At 58.3% G+C, this 22,475-nt stretch carries 28 protein-coding genes and 1 pseudogene; 19 read left to right on the top strand and 10 right to left on the bottom strand.

Going from position 1 to position 22,475, the window contains the following annotated elements; genetic code table 11:
- Positions 1-76 precede the first annotated feature (76 nt).
- From ACVWVY_RS37935 to mnhG, 6 genes are read left to right on the top strand one after another with little or no spacing between them, the layout of a single operon-like run.
- Positions 77-3,016 (top strand): monovalent cation/H+ antiporter subunit A, encoded by a 2,940-nt coding sequence (locus ACVWVY_RS37935; protein WP_456631196.1) that lies wholly within the window; start codon positions 77-79, stop codon positions 3,014-3,016.
- Positions 3,016-3,360, top strand: a complete 345-nt coding sequence (locus tag ACVWVY_RS37940; RefSeq protein WP_456631197.1) for a Na+/H+ antiporter subunit C — start codon at positions 3,016-3,018, stop codon at positions 3,358-3,360. Before ACVWVY_RS37935 ends, ACVWVY_RS37940 begins: the two co-directional genes overlap by 1 nt.
- 59 nt (positions 3,361-3,419) lie before the next feature.
- Positions 3,420-4,979, top strand: a complete 1,560-nt coding sequence (locus ACVWVY_RS37945) for a monovalent cation/H+ antiporter subunit D (RefSeq protein WP_456632411.1) — start codon at positions 3,420-3,422, stop codon at positions 4,977-4,979.
- The gene (locus ACVWVY_RS37950; RefSeq protein ID WP_456631198.1) at positions 4,976-5,461 is read left to right on the top strand and encodes a Na+/H+ antiporter subunit E; all 486 of its coding nucleotides are present in this window, start codon (positions 4,976-4,978) and stop codon (positions 5,459-5,461) included. Before ACVWVY_RS37945 ends, ACVWVY_RS37950 begins: the two co-directional genes overlap by 4 nt.
- Positions 5,458-5,736: a K+/H+ antiporter subunit F gene (locus tag ACVWVY_RS37955; protein ID WP_456631199.1), complete on the top strand. Its 279-nt coding sequence runs from the start codon at positions 5,458-5,460 to the stop codon at positions 5,734-5,736. The genes ACVWVY_RS37950 and ACVWVY_RS37955 overlap by 4 nt, the downstream gene beginning before the upstream one ends.
- A complete protein-coding gene (gene mnhG, locus ACVWVY_RS37960) occupies positions 5,733-6,077 on the top strand; it encodes a monovalent cation/H(+) antiporter subunit G (protein WP_456631200.1) in 345 nt (114 codons plus the stop codon). The genes ACVWVY_RS37955 and mnhG overlap by 4 nt, the downstream gene beginning before the upstream one ends.
- A gap of 11 nt (positions 6,078-6,088) precedes the next feature.
- On the opposite strand, the gene ACVWVY_RS37965 is transcribed toward mnhG, so the two are convergent.
- The gene (locus ACVWVY_RS37965) at positions 6,089-6,946 is read right to left on the bottom strand and encodes a universal stress protein (protein WP_456631201.1); all 858 of its coding nucleotides are present in this window, start codon (positions 6,944-6,946) and stop codon (positions 6,089-6,091) included.
- A gap of 245 nt (positions 6,947-7,191) precedes the next feature.
- Positions 7,192-7,845 carry a trimeric intracellular cation channel family protein gene (locus ACVWVY_RS37970; RefSeq protein ID WP_456631202.1) on the bottom strand — a complete coding sequence of 218 codons (654 nt, stop codon included), beginning with the start codon at positions 7,843-7,845 and terminating at the stop codon, positions 7,192-7,194.
- 228 nt (positions 7,846-8,073) lie between these two features.
- Here ACVWVY_RS37970 and ACVWVY_RS37975 point away from each other — a divergent pair, with 228 nt between their 5' ends.
- The 4 genes from ACVWVY_RS37975 to ACVWVY_RS37990 all read left to right on the top strand — a co-directional run bounded on the left by ACVWVY_RS37975 (position 8,074) and on the right by ACVWVY_RS37990 (position 10,420).
- Positions 8,074-8,502: a universal stress protein gene (locus ACVWVY_RS37975; protein WP_456631203.1), complete on the top strand. Its 429-nt coding sequence runs from the start codon at positions 8,074-8,076 to the stop codon at positions 8,500-8,502.
- Positions 8,503-9,019: 517 nt separating this feature from the next.
- Positions 9,020-9,376, top strand: coding sequence for a hypothetical protein (locus ACVWVY_RS37980; RefSeq protein ID WP_456631204.1), 357 nt, complete (start codon positions 9,020-9,022; stop codon positions 9,374-9,376).
- Positions 9,373-9,855, top strand: a complete 483-nt coding sequence (locus ACVWVY_RS37985; protein WP_456631205.1) for a c-type cytochrome — start codon at positions 9,373-9,375, stop codon at positions 9,853-9,855. Before ACVWVY_RS37980 ends, ACVWVY_RS37985 begins: the two co-directional genes overlap by 4 nt.
- 172 nt (positions 9,856-10,027) lie before the next feature.
- Complete coding sequence (locus ACVWVY_RS37990) at positions 10,028-10,420, top strand: hypothetical protein (RefSeq protein WP_456631206.1); 393 nt, start codon at positions 10,028-10,030, stop codon at positions 10,418-10,420.
- 669 nt (positions 10,421-11,089) lie between these two features.
- Here the strand turns inward: ACVWVY_RS37990 and ACVWVY_RS37995 are convergent.
- Positions 11,090-11,368 (bottom strand): DUF2934 domain-containing protein, encoded by a 279-nt coding sequence (locus ACVWVY_RS37995; protein WP_456631207.1) that lies wholly within the window; start codon positions 11,366-11,368, stop codon positions 11,090-11,092.
- A gap of 181 nt (positions 11,369-11,549) precedes the next feature.
- Here ACVWVY_RS37995 and ACVWVY_RS38000 point away from each other — a divergent pair, with 181 nt between their 5' ends.
- The 4 genes from ACVWVY_RS38000 (at position 11,550) to ACVWVY_RS38015 (ending at position 13,156) form a co-directional block, all read left to right on the top strand.
- Positions 11,550-11,684, top strand: coding sequence for a hypothetical protein (locus ACVWVY_RS38000; protein ID WP_456631208.1), 135 nt, complete (start codon positions 11,550-11,552; stop codon positions 11,682-11,684).
- Between the two features lie 201 nt (positions 11,685-11,885).
- Positions 11,886-12,152 carry a hypothetical protein gene (locus ACVWVY_RS38005; RefSeq protein WP_456631209.1) on the top strand — a complete coding sequence of 89 codons (267 nt, stop codon included), beginning with the start codon at positions 11,886-11,888 and terminating at the stop codon, positions 12,150-12,152.
- 442 nt (positions 12,153-12,594) lie between these two features.
- Positions 12,595-12,756, top strand: a complete 162-nt coding sequence (locus ACVWVY_RS38010; protein WP_456631210.1) for a hypothetical protein — start codon at positions 12,595-12,597, stop codon at positions 12,754-12,756.
- Between the two features lie 217 nt (positions 12,757-12,973).
- Positions 12,974-13,156, top strand: coding sequence for a hypothetical protein (locus tag ACVWVY_RS38015; protein WP_456632412.1), 183 nt, complete (start codon positions 12,974-12,976; stop codon positions 13,154-13,156).
- A gap of 518 nt (positions 13,157-13,674) precedes the next feature.
- On the opposite strand, the gene ACVWVY_RS38020 is transcribed toward ACVWVY_RS38015, so the two are convergent.
- Entirely contained in the window at positions 13,675-13,791 is a 117-nt protein-coding gene (locus tag ACVWVY_RS38020; RefSeq protein ID WP_456632413.1) for a DUF2934 domain-containing protein, read from the bottom strand.
- Positions 13,792-13,899: 108 nt separating this feature from the next.
- Positions 13,900-14,262, bottom strand: coding sequence for an ATP dependent DNA ligase (locus ACVWVY_RS38025; protein WP_456632414.1), 363 nt, complete (start codon positions 14,260-14,262; stop codon positions 13,900-13,902).
- 1,103 nt (positions 14,263-15,365) lie between these two features.
- On the opposite strand from ACVWVY_RS38025, the gene ACVWVY_RS38030 reads away from it, so the two are divergent.
- Positions 15,366-15,557 (top strand): hypothetical protein, encoded by a 192-nt coding sequence (locus tag ACVWVY_RS38030; protein ID WP_456631211.1) that lies wholly within the window; start codon positions 15,366-15,368, stop codon positions 15,555-15,557.
- A gap of 308 nt (positions 15,558-15,865) precedes the next feature.
- Here the strand turns inward: ACVWVY_RS38030 and ACVWVY_RS38035 are convergent, their stop codons facing one another.
- Complete coding sequence (locus ACVWVY_RS38035; protein WP_456631212.1) at positions 15,866-16,081, bottom strand: hypothetical protein; 216 nt, start codon at positions 16,079-16,081, stop codon at positions 15,866-15,868.
- Between the two features lie 266 nt (positions 16,082-16,347).
- On the opposite strand from ACVWVY_RS38035, the gene ACVWVY_RS38040 reads away from it, so the two are divergent.
- Positions 16,348-16,581, top strand: coding sequence for a hypothetical protein (locus ACVWVY_RS38040; protein ID WP_456631213.1), 234 nt, complete (start codon positions 16,348-16,350; stop codon positions 16,579-16,581).
- A gap of 910 nt (positions 16,582-17,491) precedes the next feature.
- Here the strand turns inward: ACVWVY_RS38040 and ACVWVY_RS38045 are convergent.
- The gene (locus ACVWVY_RS38045) at positions 17,492-17,743 is read right to left on the bottom strand and encodes a DUF6894 family protein (protein WP_456631214.1); all 252 of its coding nucleotides are present in this window, start codon (positions 17,741-17,743) and stop codon (positions 17,492-17,494) included.
- A gap of 216 nt (positions 17,744-17,959) precedes the next feature.
- A complete protein-coding gene (locus ACVWVY_RS38050) occupies positions 17,960-18,052 on the bottom strand; it encodes a DUF6894 family protein (protein WP_456631215.1) in 93 nt (30 codons plus the stop codon).
- A gap of 357 nt (positions 18,053-18,409) precedes the next feature.
- Here ACVWVY_RS38050 and ACVWVY_RS38055 point away from each other — a divergent pair.
- Positions 18,410-19,542, top strand: a protein-coding gene (locus tag ACVWVY_RS38055; protein WP_456627687.1) for an IS3 family transposase whose coding sequence is annotated in 2 segments (ribosomal slippage) — positions 18,410-18,665 and positions 18,665-19,542 — 1,134 coding nt in all. Because the reading frame shifts where the segments join, the coding sequence is not laid out codon by codon here.
- 316 nt (positions 19,543-19,858) lie between these two features.
- Here ACVWVY_RS38055 and tnpA read toward each other — a convergent pair.
- Positions 19,859-20,229, bottom strand: a pseudogene (tnpA, locus tag ACVWVY_RS38060) (IS200/IS605 family transposase).
- On the opposite strand from tnpA, the gene ACVWVY_RS38065 reads away from it, so the two are divergent.
- Complete coding sequence (locus ACVWVY_RS38065; RefSeq protein WP_456632505.1) at positions 20,122-20,373, top strand: hypothetical protein; 252 nt, start codon at positions 20,122-20,124, stop codon at positions 20,371-20,373. The pseudogene tnpA and the gene ACVWVY_RS38065 sit on opposite strands and share 108 nt — an antisense overlap.
- A 215-nt stretch (positions 20,374-20,588) precedes the next feature.
- On the opposite strand, the gene ACVWVY_RS38070 is transcribed toward ACVWVY_RS38065, so the two are convergent.
- Positions 20,589-21,518: an alpha/beta fold hydrolase gene (locus ACVWVY_RS38070; RefSeq protein WP_456631216.1), complete on the bottom strand. Its 930-nt coding sequence runs from the start codon at positions 21,516-21,518 to the stop codon at positions 20,589-20,591.
- 176 nt (positions 21,519-21,694) lie between these two features.
- On the opposite strand from ACVWVY_RS38070, the gene ACVWVY_RS38075 reads away from it, so the two are divergent.
- Positions 21,695-22,333 (top strand): phasin family protein, encoded by a 639-nt coding sequence (locus ACVWVY_RS38075; RefSeq protein WP_456631217.1) that lies wholly within the window; start codon positions 21,695-21,697, stop codon positions 22,331-22,333.
- Positions 22,334-22,475 lie beyond the last annotated feature (142 nt).

Consider the following 22,475-nt stretch of genomic DNA (forward strand, 5'->3'; position numbering starts at 1 on the left):
ATGTTGCACTAGTATTGTCCGATCTACCAAGAGATGATGGAGAAACTGGCATTGCTGTAGCAATTGGGCAAAGATCTTGACTTCTCCGGAGACGCTTCTCGTCGCAATCATTGCTGTCCCGTTTATCGGAGGCTGTCTGGCCATTCTGTTCCCGGCAAATGCCCGCAACGCAGAAGCATACCTGGCGGGACTCGTCGCTATCGTTGCTCTCGTCTTCGTGGTTGCGACCTACCCGCGCGTCACCAATGGCGGGGTCCTCCAATACAGCGCGGCTTGGATCCCCGAACTCGGCCTCGAGTTCAGCTTGAGGATGGATGGCTTCGCTTGGCTGATGGCCACGCTAATCACCGGCATCGGGTTGCTGGTAGTTGTCTACGCCCGCTACTATATGTCACCTGCCGATCCCGTACCCCGCTTCTTCTCACTCCTGCTCGCCTTCATGGGTGCTATGCTCGGCATCGTGCTCTCGGGCAATCTGATACAGCTGGTTTTCTTCTGGGAACTAACCAGCCTCTTTTCTTTCCTGCTGATCGGCTACTGGCACCAAACCGCGCAGGCGCGAGACGGCGCCCGTATGGCGCTGACCATTACGGCGTCCGGCGGACTTTGCCTGTTCGCCGGCGTACTGATACTCGGCCATATCGTCGGCAGCTACGACCTCGATCGCGTGCTCGCATCCGGCGCCGCGATCCGCTTGCACTCGCTCTACGTCCCGGCGCTTGTTCTCGTTCTTCTCGGTGCGCTGACGAAGAGCGCCCAGTTTCCTTTTCATTTCTGGTTGCCACACGCCATGGCAGCCCCCACGCCAGTTTCGGCTTACCTGCACTCCGCTACAATGGTCAAAGCCGGCGTATTCCTGCTGGTGCGCCTCTGGCCGGCGCTGGGAGGGACCAACGAGTGGCTGTGGCTCGTCGGTTCGGCCGGTCTGATTACCTTCATTCTCGGCGCGTTCATCGCTATTTTTCAGCAGGACCTGAAGGGACTACTGGCCTATTCGACCATTAGCCATCTTGGCTTGATCACGCTGCTCATCGGCCTCGACACGCCGCTCGGCCAAGTGGCAGCCATCTTCCACATCATGAACCACGCAACGTTCAAGGCGTCGTTGTTCATGGCAGCGGGAATCATCGACCACGAAACCGGCACGCGCGACATGCGTCGGCTGGGGGGCCTTTGGCGGTTCATGCCAATCACGGCGACTCTGGCGATGGTCGCCGCCGCCGCCATGGCCGGCGTCCCTTTGCTCAACGGCTTTCTATCAAAGGAGATGTTCTTCGCGGAGACTATAGAGGTTCATGATAACTCGCTCGTAGATCAAGCGCTGCCTTACATAGTTACGGTCGCGAGCACGTTTACGGTCGCGTACTCGCTACGCTTCATACGCGAAGTCTTCTTTGGTCCGCCTTCGCAGGACCTTCCGCGCACGCCGGGTGAGCCACCCTTCCTCATGCGCTTCCCTGCCGAGCTTCTGGTGTTCGCATGCCTTCTCGTCGGCATCGTTCCTAAATTCACCGTGGCGCCGCTGCTCGAAACCGCGGTCCGTGCCGTGGTCGGCCCAAACATACCGGAATACAGCCTTGCCCTCTGGCACGGCTTCACCCCAGAACTCCTGATGAGTCTGGTTGCGCTATGCGGGGGCATCGGCCTGTATTTTATGCTGCGCTCTTACCTGCTCACGAGCGATGGCCCGCCTCTCCTGCGCCACATCAAGGGGCAACGCATTTTCGAGCGCGTGTTGGTGACACTGTCTTGGCGCGTCGCGAGGCGCCTGGAGAGGCTCCTCGGCACGGATCGGCTGCAGCCACAGCTGCAACTGCTCGTCTGTGCTGCACTGTTGGTGGGTGCGGTTCCGTTGTACGCGCGCGGAATTGGAATGGAAGGCACCGCGCCATCAGGATTCGATCTCGTGTTCGGCGTGATCTGGGCTATCGGAATCGCCTGCGCTTTGGCGGCGGCCTATCAAGCCAAGTTCCATCGCCTTGCGGCGCTCATCCTGCTCGGGGGCACCGGTCTGGTGACGTGTGTCAGCTTCGTCTGGCTGTCCGCGCCAGATCTCGCGCTGACGCAATTGGTCGTAGAGACGGTCACTGCTGTACTGCTGCTGCTCGGGCTGCGCTGGCTTCCGAAGCGCGCCCACAAGTTTGGCCCTGATGGCACAGCGGCGAGCTCTATCCGATGGTATCGCGTTCGTGACTTCGCCCTGGCCGTCGCGGCAGGGTCCGGACTGGCGGCGCTCGCCTACGTAATCATGACGCGCCCGCCGCTGAAGAACATCGCTGGTTTCTTTGTCGAAAACGCCTACACGCAGGGTGGCGGCACCAACATCGTGAACGTCATCCTGGTCGACTTTCGCGCGTTCGACACGTTCGGCGAGATCACGGTGCTCAGCATCGTCGCGATCACTGTTTATGCGTTGCTGCGCCGGTTCCGACCGGCGGCAGAAAGCCTTCCGGTGCCGGAACAACAGCAGGCGCAAGACAGCTACGACGAGGCTCATCCCGAGCGTCTCAAGGGAGACACGATCAAGAGCGCGATGGCGATCCCAGCGCTCATGATGGCGATGCTTTTCCCGGTGATCGGAGCAGCAGCGGTTTTTCTTCTGCTGCGGGGGCACGACCTGCCCGGCGGCGGCTTTGTCGCCGGGGTTACGATGGCTGTGGCGTTCATTCTCCAATATATGGCCCGCGGGACGGTATGGGTGGAAGCACGGCTGCGCGTCTTGCCAGTACGATGGATGGGCATAGGGCTGCTCCTCGCCGTCAGCGTTGGCGCCGCCGCGTGGCTGTCTGATCGACCCTTCCTGAGCTCGTATTTCTCCTATGTCGATATTCCGTTGATCGGAGCCATCCCGCTGGCGAGTGCGCTTCCGTTTGACGTCGGCGTCTTCGTGCTGGTCGTAGGTGCGACCGTCCTGATGCTGATCGCGATCGCGCATCAGTCTGTGCGCAGTCACCGCATGCCGAGCAGCAGCGGGGCTGTCGGGCCTGTGACCTCTCCAAAGGACGAGGTACGATAGTGGAGATCATACTTGCTCTCGGCATTGGCATGCTCGCCGGTTCGGGCGTCTGGTTGATCCTCCGGCCGCGCACGTTCCAGGTGATCGTCGGCCTGTCGCTGCTTTCCTACGCGGTCAATCTCTTCATCATCGCCATGGGGCGACTCCGGAGCGGCAGCGCTCCGATCCTGGCCGCGCGCGAGGTGGGCGACCCTGCACACCTTGCCGACCCGCTACCGCAAGCGCTGGTCTTGACCGCCATCGTGATCAGCTTCGCGACTACGGCGCTGTTCCTCGTCGTCCTGCTCGCGTCCCGCGGCTTGACGGGCACTGACCATGTCGACGGACGGGAGCCCGAACCGTGACCCGTTACGCCGACCATTTGTTGATCGCGCCAGTGGTATTGCCGTTGTTCGCCGGAGCGATGATGCTCGCCCTCGGCGGAGAGCGTCGCCGCAACGTCAACGCCGTGCTCAATGTTGCGACCACCTTCGCACTCGTGGTGATTGCAACAGCGTTGCTCCGGGCGACAGATGCGGCCCCCACTGGCGTGGCGGGCGTGTACCGGCTGGGTGACTGGCCTGCTCCGTTCGCCATCGTGCTGGTAGTGGATCGGCTGGCCGCCGTCATGTTACTGCTGACCAGTCTCCTCGCGGCAGCCGCACTTGTATTTTCGCTGGCCCGCTGGCACCGCGCGGGCGTGCTTTTCCATCCCCTGTTTCAGTTCCTCCTGATGGGGATCAACGGCGCTTTTCTCACCGGCGATCTGTTCAACCTGTTCGTTTTCTTTGAGGTGCTGCTCGCGGCCTCGTTCGGCTTGGCGCTCCACGGCACGGGACCGGGCCGAGTCACGGCGGGGTTGCATTACATTGTGGTGAATCTCGCCGCTTCATTGTTTTTTCTGATCGGCGTCAGCCTGATCTACGGCGTTTCCGGCACGCTCAACATGGCGGATCTTGCCGCACGGATCCCGGCAATGCGCACGGAGGATCGCGCGTTATTGGAAGCGGGAGCTGGCATCCTGGGCATTGCCTTCCTTGTCAAGGCAGGAATGTGGCCCCTGTGCTTCTGGCTGCCGGCGACGTATGCCGCCGCAGCCCCACCGGTCGCTTCGATCTTTGCAATCCTCACGAAAGTCGGCGCCTATATCGTGCTGCGGCTGCATCTGCTCCTGTTCGGCGATGATGCGGGAGCATCGGCGCAATTCGGCGGTGAATGGATATTGCTAGGCGGGATCGCAACGATCGCATTCGGCGCCATCGGGAGCCTGGCTTCGCAGGATATGGCGCGGCTCGCGAGCTTTTCGGTGCTTGTATCCTCCGGCACGCTACTTGCTGCCATCGGTATGGGGCAGGTCGGTGTGACGGGGGGAGCCTTGTTCTATCTCGTCAGTTCGACGCTCGGGCTGGGTGCATTTTTCCTTTTGATCGAACTCGTCGAGCGAGGCCGCGAGCCGGGCGCGGACGTGCTCGCAGTGACACGGGAGGTGTACGGAGAAGAGGACGACCCGGAAGAATCAAACGAAGTCGGCATCGCAATCCCAGCGACGATGGCGATCCTCGGTCTGGCCTTCATCGGCTGCGCCCTTGTCATCTCCGGACTGCCGCCGCTCTCCGGATTCATCGCCAAGTTTGCCCTCCTGACAGCTGCGCTCAATCCGTCGACTGGCGCTATCTCGACTGCGAGCTGGGTTATGCTTCCCGTTCTAATCCTTTCGGGGCTGGCGGCTCTTATCGCCATGACGCGGGCCGGTATCCGTGCGTTCTGGGCTTCGGCGGACCGCGCCGTACCACGCGTGCGTCTGATCGAGGTGGCGCCGGTCGGAGCCCTCCTGCTGCTCTGCGTAATCCAGACGATCCAGGCCGGCCCGATCATGCGCTTCATGCAGGAAACGGCGCAATCGCTGCACGCCCCTCACGACTATATCCGCGGCGTCCTTGGTTCTGCCGCGGAGCGGCCAAAGGACCTGAAGGGGCCAACATGACCCGGCTCGTCCCCTTTCCCATGGTAAGCGCCGGCCTTCTGGTTCTTTGGCTGCTGCTCAATGGCCTTTCGGTGGGGCATATCCTTTTAGGCGGCGCCGTCGCGCTGATCGGAGGCTGGGCGTTCGCCGCGCTGGAGCCGCCGAAAATGCGTTTACGGCGGCCGTTCGCTGTCCTCCGCCTGGCTGCATTCGTCCTTGCGGATATTGTACGGTCCAACGTCGCCGTCGCCCGCATCATTCTCGGGCTCGGACCAAGACGATGGACCTCAGGCTTCGTCGACATCCCGCTTGCGCTTCGTGATCCCTATGGTTTGGCGACGCTTGCCTGCATCATCACATCGACGCCCGGTACTTTATGGGTGGATTTCAACGAAGCGAGCGGCACCTTGACCATCCATGTCCTTGATCTGGTCGACGAGACCGAATGGGTTCGCACCATTAAGGGGCGCTACGAACGACTGCTGCTGGAGATTTTTGCATGAGCACAATGCTTGCTTGGTCGGTCACGGCGGCGCAGGTCCTGTTGGGCCTTGCCATGGCCTGCGCCGCGTTCCGTATCCTTTGGGGACCACGGGCGCAGGACCGGGTCGTCGGCTTCGACACACTGTCCGTCAATACGATGCTGCTGCTTCTTGCATTCGGCATTCGGTCGGGCAGTGCTCTCTATTTCGAGAGCGCTCTGATCGTTGGCCTGCTCGGATTCGTGAGCACGGTAGCGCTCGCCAAATTCTTGCTTCGTGGCGAGGTAATCGAATGAATGAAGTAATGGATGTCCCTTCCCTCGCGACGATCTTGACTGCGACGCTCCTGATCGCCGGCGCCGCAGTGACTCTCATTGGATCGTTCGGACTACTGCGCTTTCGCGGTTTCTATCAGCGCGTCCACGCGCCCACGCTTGGAACGACGCTCGGAACAATCTTCATCACGACGGCGTCGATGATTTATTTTTCGGCCCTTGGAACCCGACCTATACTGCATGAGCTGCTGGTGATCGTTTTCGTCACCACAACAACGCCCATAACGCTGATGGTTCTGGTTCGAGCGGCACGGTTCCGCGACGGGGCCGGAAGCGAACGAGGCCTCCGCGGAGAAAAATAAACAGGCTGAATTCATCGCTTCACAGGAGACACTGCCAGAATATCGACGTTCAGTGAGCGTAATGCCTCCTCAGTGACGCTGCCGATCAGCACTTTTAGCAGACCAGAACGCGCATTCGTTCCCATTACCAGTAGATCGGGTCGCATTTCTGAAATCACACGGGAGATGACTTCCATGGGCCCACCCTCTTCAACACGGAGAGACCATCGTCCATGTATGCGATCGACCGACGCTGCCAGGAACGCGGCAAGTTCATTCATTGCCTCGTCTCGCTCGCTCGCGACGTAGCTGTCGATAATGTCTTGATCCGCCCCACCAATGGACATCTTCCCTTTTCCGACCGACATGAATGCGTGAACGAGCGTTGCCCTGTTGTCGCCGATCAATCCTGTGGTCGTGGCGGCTCGAAGAGCATCAGCCGAGGCATCTACCATATCGACGGGAACCAGAACGTTTTCGTACCTCCGTTGCGCTTCGTTGTTCACCATCAGCACGGGGAAAGGGCCCGTGCGGATCACGCGCTCGATTGTCGTACCGACGACGATGTCGAGCAGCTGCTTGCGATGCGAACCCATGACGATGAGATTGGCGTTCACGTCGGCAGCCGCCCGCAAGATTCCGTCGAAGGGATCGCCAGTGACTACGAGCGGACGCGCCTGCACATCCTTCAGCTCTGGCATTGAAGCCATCTGCTCATTGAGAAAACGCTCTGCCTCCCGCTTTTCCATGCGGACCAATTCATCCGGCTGATCGTCGTCTACTACATGCACGATGTGAAGTTGCGCATTGCCGGGCTGTGCCAACAAGCCGGCTTGCCGCAGGGCCCGGTTGGAACGAGTGGAGAAATCCGTGGCTGCAAGGATCTGCATGTTCGCACCTCACTGCACATCGAGGCCCCGAATTCGAGCCGTCCCTGAAGAACTCCAGGGGCGCGCCAGCAGCCCGGTTCAAGCCTCACCTCAACTCCCGTTGAGTTCAATCACTTTGGTAAGACGCACAATTTCGAACTCGGTTCCGGCTCGGCCCGCAACGATTGACAACGAGTCGATCGCCGTGGTGGCAGATTGGTCCGTGCCGCGACGTCTTAGCTGCTTGGCGTGTCAGGGCGAGCGCCCTACAGCCTGTCATCATCCGAAGCTTTCCCTTCGCCGGCGTGATGTTCAGGCCCTCTCGGAGCCGGGAGACGCCAGCCGCGGTGAATGGCCATGAGCCGCAGCCCAAAGCAAAGAAGCGCGCCGACCGCTGTCGTTAAGGTCGGAGGAAGACCTAGCAAGTTGCCGATCACCACCACCGCAGCCCCGGCCAGCGCGGCCACGGCATAAATATCGGTGCGCAGGACCACGGGAGTATTGGCCACGAGTACATCGCGCACCATGCCGCCGCCGATGCCGGTCACCATCCCGAGCAACGCGGCCATAACCGGGTTGAGCCCGAACACGAGCGCCTTCTGAGTCCCTGACACGGCGAAAAGCGCGAGTCCTGCGGCGTCGAAGATAAGAACGGGGCTCCGCAGTCGATCGACCGCGGAATACCAGCGGAAAGTGATCACGCCGGCAAGGAGCGAGATCGCTAGATATCGCCAGTCGCTTATTGCGGCGGGCGGAACCGAGCCAATCAGAACGTCGCGCGTAATACCCCCGAAGTTTCCGGCGACAAAAGAGAGAAACAGAACGCCGAACAAGTCGAGCCGGCGGGTCACTCCGACAACCGCTCCGCTGATCGCAAAAACGAACGTGCCGACGAGATCGAGCACGAGCAACAGCGACATGGCGCTTCCTTTCCCACTCGGTGAACGCGCATCTACTCCTATCAGGGTAGCCAAAGGATCAGAACATGATCTCCACCGCGCGACTCGCGCCGGAGAGTTTCCCGCCCCCCAAGTGGTGGGCGGGAAGTCCGTTTCGTGCCCAATCTCGGACACCTGGGTTGATAGATTGACGGGCCCAGCCTACATTCGGAAGGCAGCGATACGTCCCAGACAATGGGGAGTTGAAGCATGTACCAGCATATTCTCATTCCGACAGATGGGTCCGAGCTAGCGGAGCATGGGGTGGCGCATGGGTTGGCGCTGGCGAAATCCCTTGGCGCCAAGGTATCTATAATCTTCGTTGTGGAACCGTTTTCAGAAATGACAGGGCGGTTCCGTGAAACAGTCGCAAGATATGCTGAGCTGCGCAAGGAACAGGCCACGAGCGTGTTGGATCGCGCGGCAAAGGCCGCCAAGGAGGCTGGTGTTTCCTGCGAGACTATTCAAGTGGAGAACGAGCAACCCCATCAAGCCATCATCGCAGCAGCCGAGGACAAAGGCCGCGATCTCATTGTTATGTCATCGCATGGGCGCAGCGGACTTTCCATGCTTCTCGTCGGCAGTGTGACAAACAAAGTGCTGGCGCACGCGAAAACCCCCGTACTGGTTTGTCAGTGAGTGTGCAGACCGCTCGATAGGTCAAAAAATGCGCCGGGAGATGGATTGTGTCCGGTTGGCGTCATTCGCGCCGGTTTGGCCGGACCGCGGCGACTTCCGGTCTAGCCCGGTGAACGGACATAGCCAGGATAGGCGGGCATGTCTCAAAGGTATCCAAACGCGAAAGATCAACTTGGATTTTTCGGAGAATTCCGAAGAGATTTCAGAGCAATCACGTAGCTAGTTCGCGAGCGTCCGCAAACCTATAAGCTTTTGCTCGAAAGCTTATCAGTGCGCCGGCTCAACTGCGTTCATCGGGCCGGCAGTGGTGATCGAACCGGTCTCCGACGATAGTCTCCGCAAAACGAGAAGATTTGCGGATACGGCCTGAGACTTTCGGCGATTTCTCTCTCAATTTCGCAAACCGGGAGCCTCGAGACGAAAGCGAAAAGCCAGGATTTCTGCGTTTCTTCGGAAGCCCGGCCGAACGCACGAATGGCTGGCTGGGGCGGGAGGGATCGAACCCTGAAATAATCCGTTGCCACATAAGGATTTTTCCATTCCGGCCCGCCCATTTGATTCCATTTTTGATTCCAAAGCAAAAGCTCTCGTCGGAATGACCGACGACGAGGCGGCGTGCATCGAGGCCAAGGGCTGGGAAGCGAGCGTCGTTCCCGACCGAGCATCCATCCACCACTTCGCGAGCTTCTGTGGATCAAACGCCGGAGCTTTGAGGTCCGCCATGCCCGACGCCGACTTCCTGCAGAATCTGCACTTATATCCGCTGCTCGGGGTAATGCGGACTCGTTTTGCTCAGCCCGAGCTTTTCCGAGTCTATTGCTCCACAAGGTGGCAGGGGAAATTTGGTTACCAAAGACTGCAATCTGGTTGGTGACTCAATACCTGTTTCATGTCCGGAGCCTCGGCTTTCTAAAATGCGCTCCAGTCGATACTGTAGACGACCGAAACGATGAAGCCCGCCACCACGAAGCAACCAATCATCACTTCCACCGGTACTGGTTCCCACTCTTCCATGCGACTTTAACATCGAAGTTCGTGCCGCGTTCCGATGTACAACTGGCGCCGCCGCGAGAGGAGACGCAGGCCAGGTCCCTTGGGCTCGATATCTTTCAGGGCGCCTGCGCCCGTTGCCATGCTTTCAACGGCACCGGCGTGAACGATCCCCGCGCAGCCTTGCTGCGTGCACCGAGCGTCAACGATTCGGCGTGCATAAACCTGATGCAGGTACTGCTTCATGGTTCGCAGCTCAAAACGGATCAATTCGAAGCTGTGATGGCCGGCTTTGAAGCGTACCGCAACCAAGAACTCGCTGCTGTCGCTAATTACGTGCTCGATCATTTCGACGGTAAGTAGGCACAGATCACACCGGAAAAAATCGCCCGTGCGCGCAACAGCGCGGACTGCACCACATTACCTGTGCCCGGTTGGCGTCTGCTTTCACTTGTCGCCTGTGTACCGCGAACAAGGAGCTAAGAACCAATGTAGGAGCGGCTCATTGAGGTTCATTAAGCCAAGGGTGAAGCAGATGAAATACATCGCGATCATTTTGGGTATTCTTTTCGGCAGCTTTTCTTGTGCACTTGCACAGAGCAACTCCGGAGGATCCGCCGCAGGACAGACCTCTACCAGTTCGTCGACTGTTCAAGGAACAGCGGGGACCAACGTCGGCGGGACGGTACACACCAACCAAGGCAACCAGTTTGGCAACAGCGCGACAGGTGCGCCGACCACAGGCATGAACCGCACTGGGCAGCCCGCCAACCACAGCTCGCAAGCCGACTTCAACGCCTCCAAGAATGATGGCTCGATGCCCGGCGCTGCTGGTGGGTCGCCGACGAACCGGCGAACGCCCCTTCGGCGTTCGCCCGCCCGATACGCACAGCAGGGCGGAAGCCCAGGAACAAATTCGCGGCACTAAAAGAAAAGCCCGTCGGACAGGCTGGGAAACGTAGAGTCCTGTAGCTCGCCTTCAAAGCTGCGTTCCGATCAGGACCAGCCAAATGTCAAGAAAACCAGGATTGAACGAGTCGGCGTGTGGTTGCGACGAAAAGGGCGTATTTTGCTAGTTCGATAAAGTAAATCGGCGCCGCCGCCAGGGTGAGGGCATCGCGAAGAGAAGCCGAGGGCAAGGCAACCGGACGGCCTGAGGATACCGGGCGCAATGCCAGGATTGCCACGCAACTCCGCGATGGGGTGTCTTGTCAACCATTCAAAAAGGCGGAGGGCTGTGCACGCTCCACCATCTTCAAGGTTCATAAGCATATGGCTGTGCCACTGTCGCATGCAAACCGCCCGCATTCGCATCATCAAGCATGAAGCCGTCGTTGGTTGCGGAAGCTTCGAGGTGCGATACTGGGCAAGACAATGCTGTTCCCCCTGCTAAGCCCGTTCATCAGTGTTGAGTAGCAAGAGCCTTCACTGCAAACAACATCGGCGCAAATCGTGTCGAACTGCGATGCGATGATGATGTCGAAGCTATCAGGCTTGCCAAGCAGGTCGTTGACGGTCACGATGTTGAGCTATGGCAACTGGATCGACACATCGAGACATTCAGGCACACGTCTGGGGCGGCCAACTGAAGCACCGATTATTTCGGATCGTCCTCGCTGATCTCGGACTCGGCTTGAAGCCAGAACTCCAGGGCGCGGCCCGAGGTACGTCCGCTCTGTTCCCAAAGTTCATGGGCGCGTGCACCGGTCGCCTGCTTTGTGCGCCTCGCCTCCCGATGCTGTTGCAGCTTCCGCTTCAGATCCTCGACCCACGCCCTCAGCCGCTCCACAGTCGTCTGATCGGTGACACGCGAAGCCATCCGGGTCGCCTGTTCGATTTTGCGCTCCAGTTCCCGGGGGTCGTCACTCTGATCCATACACCATCTCCTTATGTAAGAAGGTTCAGGTCAGAGCAACCTTCATTGGAACTAATGGTCTTAACAAGAGTCTAGCCGTGGCTCACACCTGTCCAGCCCCCAAGCCCCCCAGCTGAGAGTTGGCGACCCCGGTGCAGGCGGAGAAACGCCGGGGCCGTTTCCTGCCAAGATGGATCGCGCGATGGCAAAACGAGCACCGAAGGTCAGACCCAAGCATCTCTCATCAAAGGATGCTGAATTGCTCTGGGTGCTGATTGCGTTGATGATCGCGCCGATCATTGTAGAAATGACAGGCCTTCGCCAGCGCAGAAGCTGAAAGACTGGCGCGGTCGCGATGGGACGGGAACTTTCGGCAATCAAGGTGATGCAGTGCACACTCCCTTGGCGCATGAAAAAGCCGCCGCTGGGTTGAGACGGCGACTGCTATACGCCATTATCGGCCGGGCAAGTGAGGCTTCGCTTTGAGGCTATCCGCGCGGCTGGCGGAGTGTTGGAGGCTAAGAATAGGAGCAACAATTTGAGCCGAGTTAATTTCCTCGTTTTGATCGCAGTGTTTTTTTATACTTTTGCTTTTTCCCTCGACAACGCAATTTCCGGTGTAAGTCCCGAATACAAAGAGGCCGCGCAAAAGCGACAGGCTGAGATTGCGCGGCAAATGTTTTGCAGCGAAAAAGCGGGCAAAGAAAAGGTTATGAAGCGCGATCTTGCGTCTTTCATAGTTGGCTGCATGGAAGCAATTGAGAAGGCTGAACAAGCGATCAAAAAACAGCTTGAGTCGCGGTGAACCATCCGCTGCTTGGTCGAGCTCGGATCGGGTCAAGGGAAAGTGAAACTCTGGCGATGGCTGCGAGACGCAATTGCACCTTCAGGGCCGCCGGTGTTCTTAGTGGCAATGATAGCGTTTCTTATTTCGGTTTTGATCTCCATTTTTATATCCGCTCGCGGATAGGATGAGCCGGCTTGTAGAGCTCGGTTGAAGGCAATATTCATAATCAGCCAACGAGTTTTACTGCCGATGCCAATGTATCGCGATCCGACAGGTGAAGAAAAGGCGATTTCGTCACTGCTGCTCTGGCGACAGCTAGGTCTCTGGTCGCATGTCTGTATCAAGCGCAAATTGAATGAAATGGCCGCGGAAGGATTGATCGAACGAAAGCGAGGCAGGTATAGTGGGAGGGAGACGAGTTTGTATTTCAGGGCCGCGGGCTGGGACTAATCGTGCCGAGATGAACAGGCTCCGCCGCTTCTACGAAAAAGTGCCGTACGGCCAAGCATCGTCCCGCGTGGCGTTTGCCGCTTTCAAAGCAGGCGAAGCAATTCTCGCCAATCCCTTGCTGAAGGAGGCTATTCTCAAAGGGTGTGCATTTGAGAAGGCGAAGAATGACTGACAAAAAGTCCGATGAAGTCCTCAACATGAGCCAGCGAACGGTCTTGCAATATCTAAGCCTGACCGACTGGAAGTTAGTCAATCGCCTTCCTATTCGGGCGGGGGAATTGATACGAAAGTGCGACTCACGACGGCAGGAATCAAGGCGATGCGGCCGCCAATTGGAAAGCCATCCGCCAGCTAGTTGAGTTGGGGCTGAAGGTGAAGTCCAAAGGCTGATCTGCGAAACGGAGGGCGCAATGAACGGCATGAGAGGCTCAAAGATCAAAGAGCACGTCTGCCCGGCCTGCAATGGAACGGGCTACCCAGTCGTGAAGCAGCCGGTGCAGCCAGGCCGCAAAATATATCCCATCAAGTGCAAGTCCTGCGACGGTAAGGGGAAGGTCACGGACGCTAACTGAGGCAGCCACATAGGCCAAGTTGTCGGTCAGATGACGATAGAGGGCGACATAGTGCAGCTTATTCCGATCGGCGAGGAGAAAACGCTGTCTCTGCCCGATTGCTTTGGAAGCAGCTCGGCATGTGGTCTGCTCCGAGCGTCAAAGCCAAATTGAACGAGATGGCGGCGGCAGGCATGATCGAACGCAAGCGCATCGTGCGTGGACCGTCAGACACCAATCTGTATTTCATATCGCGTGACACGAAACGCCGCTAAGCGCGTGATTGCGAGAACCTGAGTCCCGGCGCAGCGGGGCGGCCGCCGACACGACAATTTCCCAATTGGGAGGTTATTGCCGGATGCATTCACACGGCATTCCGGTGCCGCACTGACAGCCCAGATCCTCGCTCCAAGCACGGCTGGGATGGTTTTCGCGCACCCAGCCGAGCCCCAAGCAGATGAGACATCTAGCCGGGGATGGTGCTCGCATTAGGCTGGTCATTCGGATCGACGCCTTCACCTTCCGCATCCAGTTCGATCTCAGCTTGTCGCCAAAATTCGTCGGACCTTGCCTTCCGGCCTTCCCGCTTTTTCCCAGAGCCGTTGGGCGTAATTTCGAATCTGCTCGTCTGGATATTTACCCATATGCTCCTCCATCAAGGAGCACGGTCCCGCCCTTGGGGGTTTGGGGGCTTGAGGGGAGACCGTGCACAGGCCAGCGTTCGCCGGAAAACTGACCCGCCGAGTAATTCCGTTCGCGGCGGCTTAGTTCCTTTTCGAAAGGCTCTTGAACGAGCTAGCTCGGAGCAATCCCTCAGACGTGATGTCGCGGTACTCGATATCTGCGACGAATGTCGGCTCCACCCACGTCGCCTTCGGCTTCTTGATGGGTTTGGAGAGCTTGGATTTGGGACTGACGACGGTATCGAGTTGCTTGCGTATTTGGCTGGAGGCAGTGCGCGACCACCCCGGTCCCGACCTTCCCCATGTAGACCAGGTCCTTGCCCTCTTTCTTGCCGAGGTAGAGGGCGGCGAGGCCGGTGGGGTCCTTGATGAATCCGATGACGGGAAATTTGCCCTTCTGAACGACTTTGATTTTCTGCCAGGCTTCCGTCCGCTCAGATCGATACGGCGCGTCCGCTCGCTTCAAGACAATGCCTTCCCAGTTCAGCTTGGCGGCATGCTCAAACATCCGCGGCCCGTCGCCGATCAGATGCTCCGACTAGAGAACCGGCATCTCGATGTTGTTTTCGCCGAGAAGGTCCAGGAGCAGTTGCTTCCGTTCGATCTGAGGAAGCTTGCGAAGGTCTCCATCCCGCCAGAGGAGTCGAAGGTAGGTAAACTAGGTGCCCCTGCCTGCCCCCTGCCAGTTCGGCCTGCAGTTCCGAGAAGCTGGTGCGGCCCTCATGGACGACCAAGACCTCCCCGTCGACGATGGCTTGGCCGGGATAGCGAGAGCACCGGCAATCTCGGTGAAGCGTTTGGTCCAGTCGAGACCGTTCGGGTGAAGACCTTCTTACGACCGCTGTTCAGGTGAACTTGGACCCGGTAGCCGTCGTGCTTGATTTCGTGAATCCATTGCTCGCCCTATTTGGCTTTCAGGGTGGCGAGTTGGAGTTTAAATGAACCGCGGCATCTCAATACGCTTTGGCAACAACTCAACTCACAAAAAAGCCCGCCTAAAGTGCAAGCGGGCATCTTTGCGCAGTTCTCAGGAATCTCGAACAATCAGGGGACGTGGTCCTTCCTGACACCACTATTGCTGCACTTATACCGCTCCTCATCTTGATGCACGCACTTGTAAGGAGTGATTGCCCGCCCTCGGTAAAGCTTGATAATTGAGAAGCCAATGGGTTGGTAGGACCGGCTCCACGAGGAACCGGTTTCTGCTAGGCAAGTTTAAACTGAGCCGGCAATACCTGCCAGCTTTCGCGACGGGATATGACAGACGCCCTCTTATCGATGGAGTATCCGCACTGGCTGATAATCGCCGGCGCCATACTATTGATGCTGGGCCTCGTCGGACTCGCATTGCGTCCACGAAGCATTGAAGCCGACCCCGGCGACGTGCCGAACCAACAAGAGCCATCTGAGCCGGAGACCGACCTAACCCCGGCAGAGGTTTACGAGCGCGCAGCGAAGGAGAAGCGAGGGGCTCGGTGGGCTGAAAGAGATCGCGAGCTCGAGGAACCGGCGAACGATAGGCCGAGCATTTCGGGCGAGGAATCGAAATGACCGTGCTGATCTACGTTGATACGGGCAAGCAGGTTGGCGACCCCGAACACCTCAAGGCGCTGGCAGCGCCGGGGGGGCCACTGCCGGGTCCGGATCAGCCGTTGGCGGTGGCGGCAATTCTGCGATGGATCAGCGAGGTCCTGGAACGCCACGAACCGGATAAGGCGCAGCGGCGGAAGGATCGGTAAGGCGCCATCTTATCTTCCCGCGCGGGGGTGCCGGGAGACCGCCTTAGTGGGCGGTCTTTTGTTGGCTCCGTTGGAAACGATCCCGAAGGCAGATCGACGAATAATGCACTCGTGTTGGGCATCGGTTTGCTCGCCGATGCTCAGCTGGTGACGAAAACGTGAGACTTTGATTTTGAAACTGACCGCCGACCGACCTTTCGCGGACCCCGACAAAGCCGCTTGGCGCCTGATGGATATAGATGCGCCAGCAGTTTTCGCGGTGCGGATCGCGGCGGCGCGTCAGCTTGTTGAAGTCGAGGGTCATGTAACTAGCCGAGCCGCCTGACTTGCTCGCCGCGCTCCTTCGCTTGAAGATCGATCTGCACAGCCGTGTCGAGTTCTTTGACCAATGCGGCTCTCACTTCGTTCTCCATCAGGTCGGTTTGCTTATTGCACGTCTCACAGGTCCAGCTTTTCGCGCCCTGCAACCGTCCGAGGATGACTTCGTGTCCGCATGGAAGCGGAAAATAAAGCTGGTCGAGCATACTAATGGTCATCGACGCGTTCCCATCTGAGGTTGCTTGGCTGCATCAAAGCTGACCTAGAGGCTGCACGCAAATCGCCCATAAGTCGTGGCTCGGCCGGGCTGAAACTACTTGCAATGGTTGTCGGTAACGGTCGCCGCGCAGGTGGAGCGGAATAACACCGATGCACGGGAAAAAAGAGGAACAGCGGTCGCCCATCCGGGTTTTGCTCAATGGAGCAAATCAAAAGGTGAATGATGCGTTGGCGACTGAGTATAGGGGAAACATTGCTGCTTATTGCCCTGGTCTCCATCCTCGTTCTCACGCTCCTTTGGGCTTGGTTCGTGTGGAACACTGGCGAGAACCTAATGGACAAGCACGGGTGGATCGCGCTGGGGCTTGGTACGTTATTTTCCCTGTTGATCGGCTGCGGCCTCATGGCGTTGATGTTTTTCAGCAGTCGAACTGGACACGACGAGGCCGCCGATCCTTTCAGGGACCGCGACAAGCCACACAGGTAAGCCCAGCCTCACGCGAGGAAATATCGCCCCGCGGGATCGCTGTGTACTGTTTCGCCAGGCCCTGCCTGGTGCTCACGCGAGACGAGGTTAGGAACCTGCTGTCCAGAGCGCCGTTGTCCTCCGCACCATCAAATAGGAGGCCCGGCCATAAGGTATTCCCTGCTCGCAGGATGCGCGGCGGTTCTGCTCAGCACAGGCATTGCGCAGGCGGGACCATGCGACACCACGGCTAATTCCGACGCTGGCTCGGGACCGACGCCCGGCCACACAGCCCAGACAACAACGACGACGGGCGCGGCTCCACGAAGTCAAGAGCATCCGCCGACAGGCAGGATGAATAGTGCAGCCAGCGATACTGCGACTTCATCCGAGGACGCGCAGCGACAAATGCAGGGCCAGCCGACTGCGGCACAGAAAGCGCAGGGCACAAAGGATAAGGTCGGAAACGATTGCTAGCGACGTGCGCCGGCCTTTGCGGGATTGCCTTGATCTAGATATTGCCTTGATCTAGATCAAGGGCACCGCCGGCCCGCCGGTCTGATGCCTGAGGCATGGATCATCCGCCAGACAAAAAAGCCGCTTCAACCGCGTCTGGGTGACGAAGAAGAGGACGCCGCGGATTTTCGTCAAATGCTTGCGCAGTACATCCGCGACCTTCGCGCGCTGATCGACCGGCTGCGTCGGAAGCTCAACTAGTGACGCATCTTGCCATCGCGGCTGGTCCGCGCATCGTGCGTCTGCAACGGTGAACAGGATGTTGTCCCGCTCCTGAGTGGTTCGGCAATGCGGGCATTTTAAGCGGTGCCGGATCGGACTGGATCGCCATCACCTTACGCGTACACGGTCGGCCGGCATCGGTCGGTTCAATGTCCGACATTGGGGACAACCCACCATAGTTAGGCAGGCTTCGTTAGGCGCGCGGCCTGAGCGGTTCTGGCAGAACAGCGACCACCGGTACGACCTCCATCGGGTGCCCGATTTCGTCCGCGATCACCACGACCTCGGGGACTGACGCCTTCCTGGCTTTGATGGCGTTGCACAACAATTCGCGGGCAGTTTGCAACGCCAGTTGCCTCGCTGCTTCCACGCCGGGCAATTCAGTGCCTTCCTCATCTTGGAATAGGTTGGCACCTACTTTAACGTGAAAATAGAAATGGCCCATGACCTTTCACCTTCCTTGGATGGAGCAAATCTCAACCTGTGCGTGATTTGCCAGACCAAGGAACTCGCATCAGGCATACGTTGGAAGAGCCTTACCTCGCGGCTTTAACCTGACGATAGAATAGAGCGCTTTCGCTTTTCGTCGCTCACTCCATTCCTGCCCGGGCCGAAACTTGCCGTCCACGTCCTTGAATATCTCGCCTGCGGTGATCGTGGCTTATTTCCAAGCAGCTTCATCGTCGGGAAGTTCTTCGCCTATCTCGTCTAAGGCTGGGTTTGTTCCGTCAATGTCGAAAGAGTACCTCGGCATCTTTGGAAAACGCCGCGGAGAAAACGAAGTTCCTGAGTAAGTTGCTAATTAGAGCTGTTTTGCTCGTTTCGCTCCGCCTTGCGTTTGGCGGCTCTCATCCGCCGATCGTCCTGGTCGATCGCCTTTATGCGTGCAGGATCCCGATATTGCGGTTGCGAGCTTCACCACTGAGTTCGCGGGTGTTCAGGTTGACTGTCCACTTGAAGGCCTTGCCTATCGTTTGGACCACGCTGTAGCGTATGCCTTTGTACTCCATGCCGAGCCCCTTACATGAGAGCCGGTCCCGGAAATCTGAACAAGACGATAAGTGGAGTTTCTGCCTGACAACGGCGATAATCGCCGTGAACAGGAGAAACCATGAGCAGACGACCCCGCCGGAACCACTCACCGGCCTTCAAGGCGAAGGTGGCTCTGGCCGCCGTCAAGGGCGACCGCACAATCGCCCAGTTGGCGGAGCATTTCGACGTTCACCCCAATCAGATCACAGCCTGGAAATCGCAGCTTGAGGGCAGCGCGTCCGAGATTTTCGGATCAGGGGGCGGGACGCCGGCCATCCCCGCGATCGATGTGAAGTCGCTCCATGCCAAGATCGGAGAACTGACGCTGGAGAACGATTTTTTAGAAGGAGCGCTCACCAAGGCGGGATTGCTGAGCGCAAAGCGATGATCGACCGTGCGCACGATCTGTCGATCACCAAGCAGGCAGAGATTTTGAAGGTCAGCCGCGGCAGCGTCTACTATCTACCGCGGCCGGTTTCTTCAGCCGACCTCGAGATCATGCGGCAGCTCGATCGGCTGCACCTGGAGTATCCCTTCGCCGGTTCGCGTATGTTGCGAGGCCTGCTGGCTTTGCAGGGGTGCAAAATCGGCCGCCGGCATGTGAAGACGCTAATGCGGCGGATGGGGATAGAGGCGCTCTATCGCCGTCCGCGCACCACGAAGCCCGAGCCCGGCCACAAGATCCATCCGTATCTGCTGCGCGGCATGGCGATCACGCGGCCGAACCAGGTCTGGGCGATGGACATCACCTATATCCCCATGGAGCGCGGTTTCGTTTACCTCGCTGTCGTGCTCGATTGGGCGACCCGTCGTGTCCTGTCGTGGCGGTTGTCGATCACGATGGAGGCGGCCTTCTGCGTCGAGACGCTGGAGGATGCTCTCGCGCGTCACGGCAGGCCGGAAATCTTCAACACCGACCAAGGCTCGCAGTTCACCGGTGCGGCCTTCACCGGCGTCCTCGCCGACAACGGCATCGCCATCAGCATGGATGGCAAAGGGGCTTGGCGCGACAACGTGTTCGTTGAGAGACTGTGGAAAAGCGTCAAATACGAGGAGGTCTATCTGCGAGCCTACGAAACCGTTGGTGAGGCGCGAAGCTCGATTGGTCGATATCTCGACTTTTACAACGGGCGACGACCGCATTCGAGCCTTGACGACCACACCCCGGATCAAGCCTACTTCGATCTTCCTCCGCTCCGCGCGGCGGCCTAACCCCGGCAGAGGCTCCACTTATCGACGCGGAAATTCTGTTCAGACAACCGGGACCAGCTCTCATGCGACATGGCAAAAAAGTCTGGGACGATTTCCTAGTTCCGTGCGCTACCCGACATAGCAAAAGGAAATTAGCGCAAGCCATTGGACCTGACGCTGCCCCACCTCAGCTCGCAGAGGACGCCGGCGGATTTTCGGCAAATGCTGGAGCAGTACATCCGCGACCTTCGCGCGCAGATCGACAGTCTGCGCCGGAAGCTCAGCCAATAACCTCCAGCAAAGCTGGAGGTTTGATTGAGAACCGCCAAAGGCGGTTTTAAGGGATGTTTGGACGATTGATTGGATTTTGGGCTGCTGAAATCTTCAGCTCAAACTGCTCCAATTGCCGATCGGTCAGTTCTTGGTTTCTGATGTAGGCCCGGATCACTTCCTCGTCCCGGCCAACGGTCGTGACAAAGTACCCGCGCGCCCAGAATTTGTGCCCAGAAAATTCCGTATCTTGCGTTCGACATTCTGTGCGATCCATATCGAGCTCTTCCCTTTCATGTATCCGATGATCTGCGCCACCGATATCAACATATGAACGTGATCCGGCATCAAGTGTCCTTCCTCGATCCGGCACTCCTTCCGTCGCGCCAGATCGTGAAACACTTGACCCAGATTCCGTTTTATCTTGCCGAAGAGCAGCTTCTTGCGATGATGATGCTCGCTGCCGCTCGCCAGCATGAGGAGTGCGAAGAACTCGAGGATCTGTTCATATTTGGACCCACGCCACGGCCTGATGCCAATTGGGGTTTTTGGCATCGTAGGCAAGGAGAACAAGGTCTCTGAAGCCCGGGTCTGGTCTCTAGTCCATGACCGCCCTACCCTCAAGGCGTGGCTCTCGCGCGGCGGGGCCTACGACCTCGCCACGTTCAGGAAACTGGCAGGTCAGCCGAATTGGACAATGGAATGGAATATTAACGATCAGCTGGCCAAAACTGCCTTCGCCGGCGGCCTCGCACTCAGCTGTAGCGTCCTCGCGACGAGATGATCCGCAACGGCTCCTACAAGCTATCGATGGTGTGCGAAATGGTGCCCTCGTCGGCATAGGTTACCATGTGTCCGGCGTTATTTACCAGATGCAGATCTGAGCGACCGACTACTTGATGCAGACGTCTGGCCTGTTCGGGTTCGATAAGTTGGTCTTCTGTTCCGTGGAATATATGGACCGGACACCGAATGTCCGAATAGAGCGACTGCAGCCGCGCTGATTCAGGAATAAGAAACGCACTTTCCTCCGCGGCCGCCCTAAGTTGCTTCGGCCGGAGCGTCAAGAACAAGGGAAAGCTATTCTCGAAATTTGCAGGAACCGAGCGAGGCGCAAAAAGCTTACGAAGCATCGCCGGTAGAATAGCCCAGGAGATAATTGGCGCAACCGTATAGCGCATCATATCACCAAACAGCGGTACCGCCGGACCTGATAGCAACCAGAAGTCCAACCGCCAAGTGGGAAAGTAGTAGCCTGAGGCGAGCACAAGACCGCGAACAGGGCAGTTATCCTGCAATCCGATCGCGACAGCCACTAGCGCACCCCATGAGTGGCCTAGCACGACGGGGTCGCGGACCCCGAGTTGATCAAAGGCTTTGACGAACAGTGCTGCCTGGGATGTTGCAGTCCAGACCCGTGCGCGCGGTCGTTGACTGTATCCAAAGCCGGGCCGATCGAAGCAAACAACGCGGTAGCGGGCCGCAAGATGGTCCACGAGGCCGCTGACGATAAAATCCTGGATCAACGAGCCATTGCCATGGAACAGCACCACGCTGGGAGCTGCACGATCACCGCGCTCGAGGTAGTGGAGACGCACCCCGTCACACTCGATGAAGTTGCCGACAGGTGGGTGCTTTCGCTCAGCCATGAACGAGAACACGATGTTCCCTATGACCAGAACGAGGAAAATAGCAATAACGACGGAAGCGGTTTCGCCGATGGACATTCGCGTGTACCACACAAAACAGATTGACGACGGTCATTGAGTGCATAACCCCCGGAGATTAGTGTCGTTCCTAGCGGCAATGGTTCGCGGAAACACTGGACGATGTTGGGAACGCTCTCCGCCAAATCGCGTTGCTCGGCAAGGAGCTGGGGGCTTTAAGAATGGTGGAGGAAAACATGGCAAACCCACAGCAAGATGAAAAGTCTAAGCAAGGCGTGGAAGACGCAGCCCGCCGAGCCGGCGAAAAGACCGCTGAACAGACCAGCCGTATCGGACAAGCTGCGGCCGATCAGACCGCGCGTGCAGGGCAAGCTGCCGCTGAAGTTGGGAAGGAAGTGGCTCGAGCAAGTGCGAACCTGCTCAAGCAGAACATCGAGACGATACAGAACACATGGCGCTCCGGGCTGGAATCGGCGACCTCGGTGATGGGACTGTCTACGGAGCAAATTGGTCGCACGCTCGGCGTATCCGGTGAAGGGGCACAACAGGCAACGGAGGCAACGGAACGCTCGGCACGCAACGCTCAAACGTTGCTTTACACCAGCACCGTTGCCGCCAAAGCGATGGGTGACGTATCACAAGAGTACTTCCAGATGGTCCGGCATCAACTCGAAACGAATATGGAACTCATGAGGGAATTGTGGACCTGCCGAACCCCTCAGGACTTTGCCGCCGTACAAACTGACTTGATGCGACAGAACGTCGAAACCGCTTTGGAAAGCAGCCGGCGAATAGCTGACTTGTCGCATAAAATGGCCGATGAAGCCGGAAAGCAGATCAAGCAGAGCATGGAAGAGATGCGACGTACTGCCTGAGTTGGAGTACAGGTTCGGCTTCGGAAAGAGCGGCTGCCGTTAGCCGCTCTTTCACCATACGAAGGCCGCTGCTGGCACCCGTTTCCAGCGGAATGGTGGTGGATTATAGCTAAAGGGCCGTGAGTACGGAACGTTCGAATCC

The organism is Bradyrhizobium sp. URHC0002 (genome assembly GCF_054059515.1).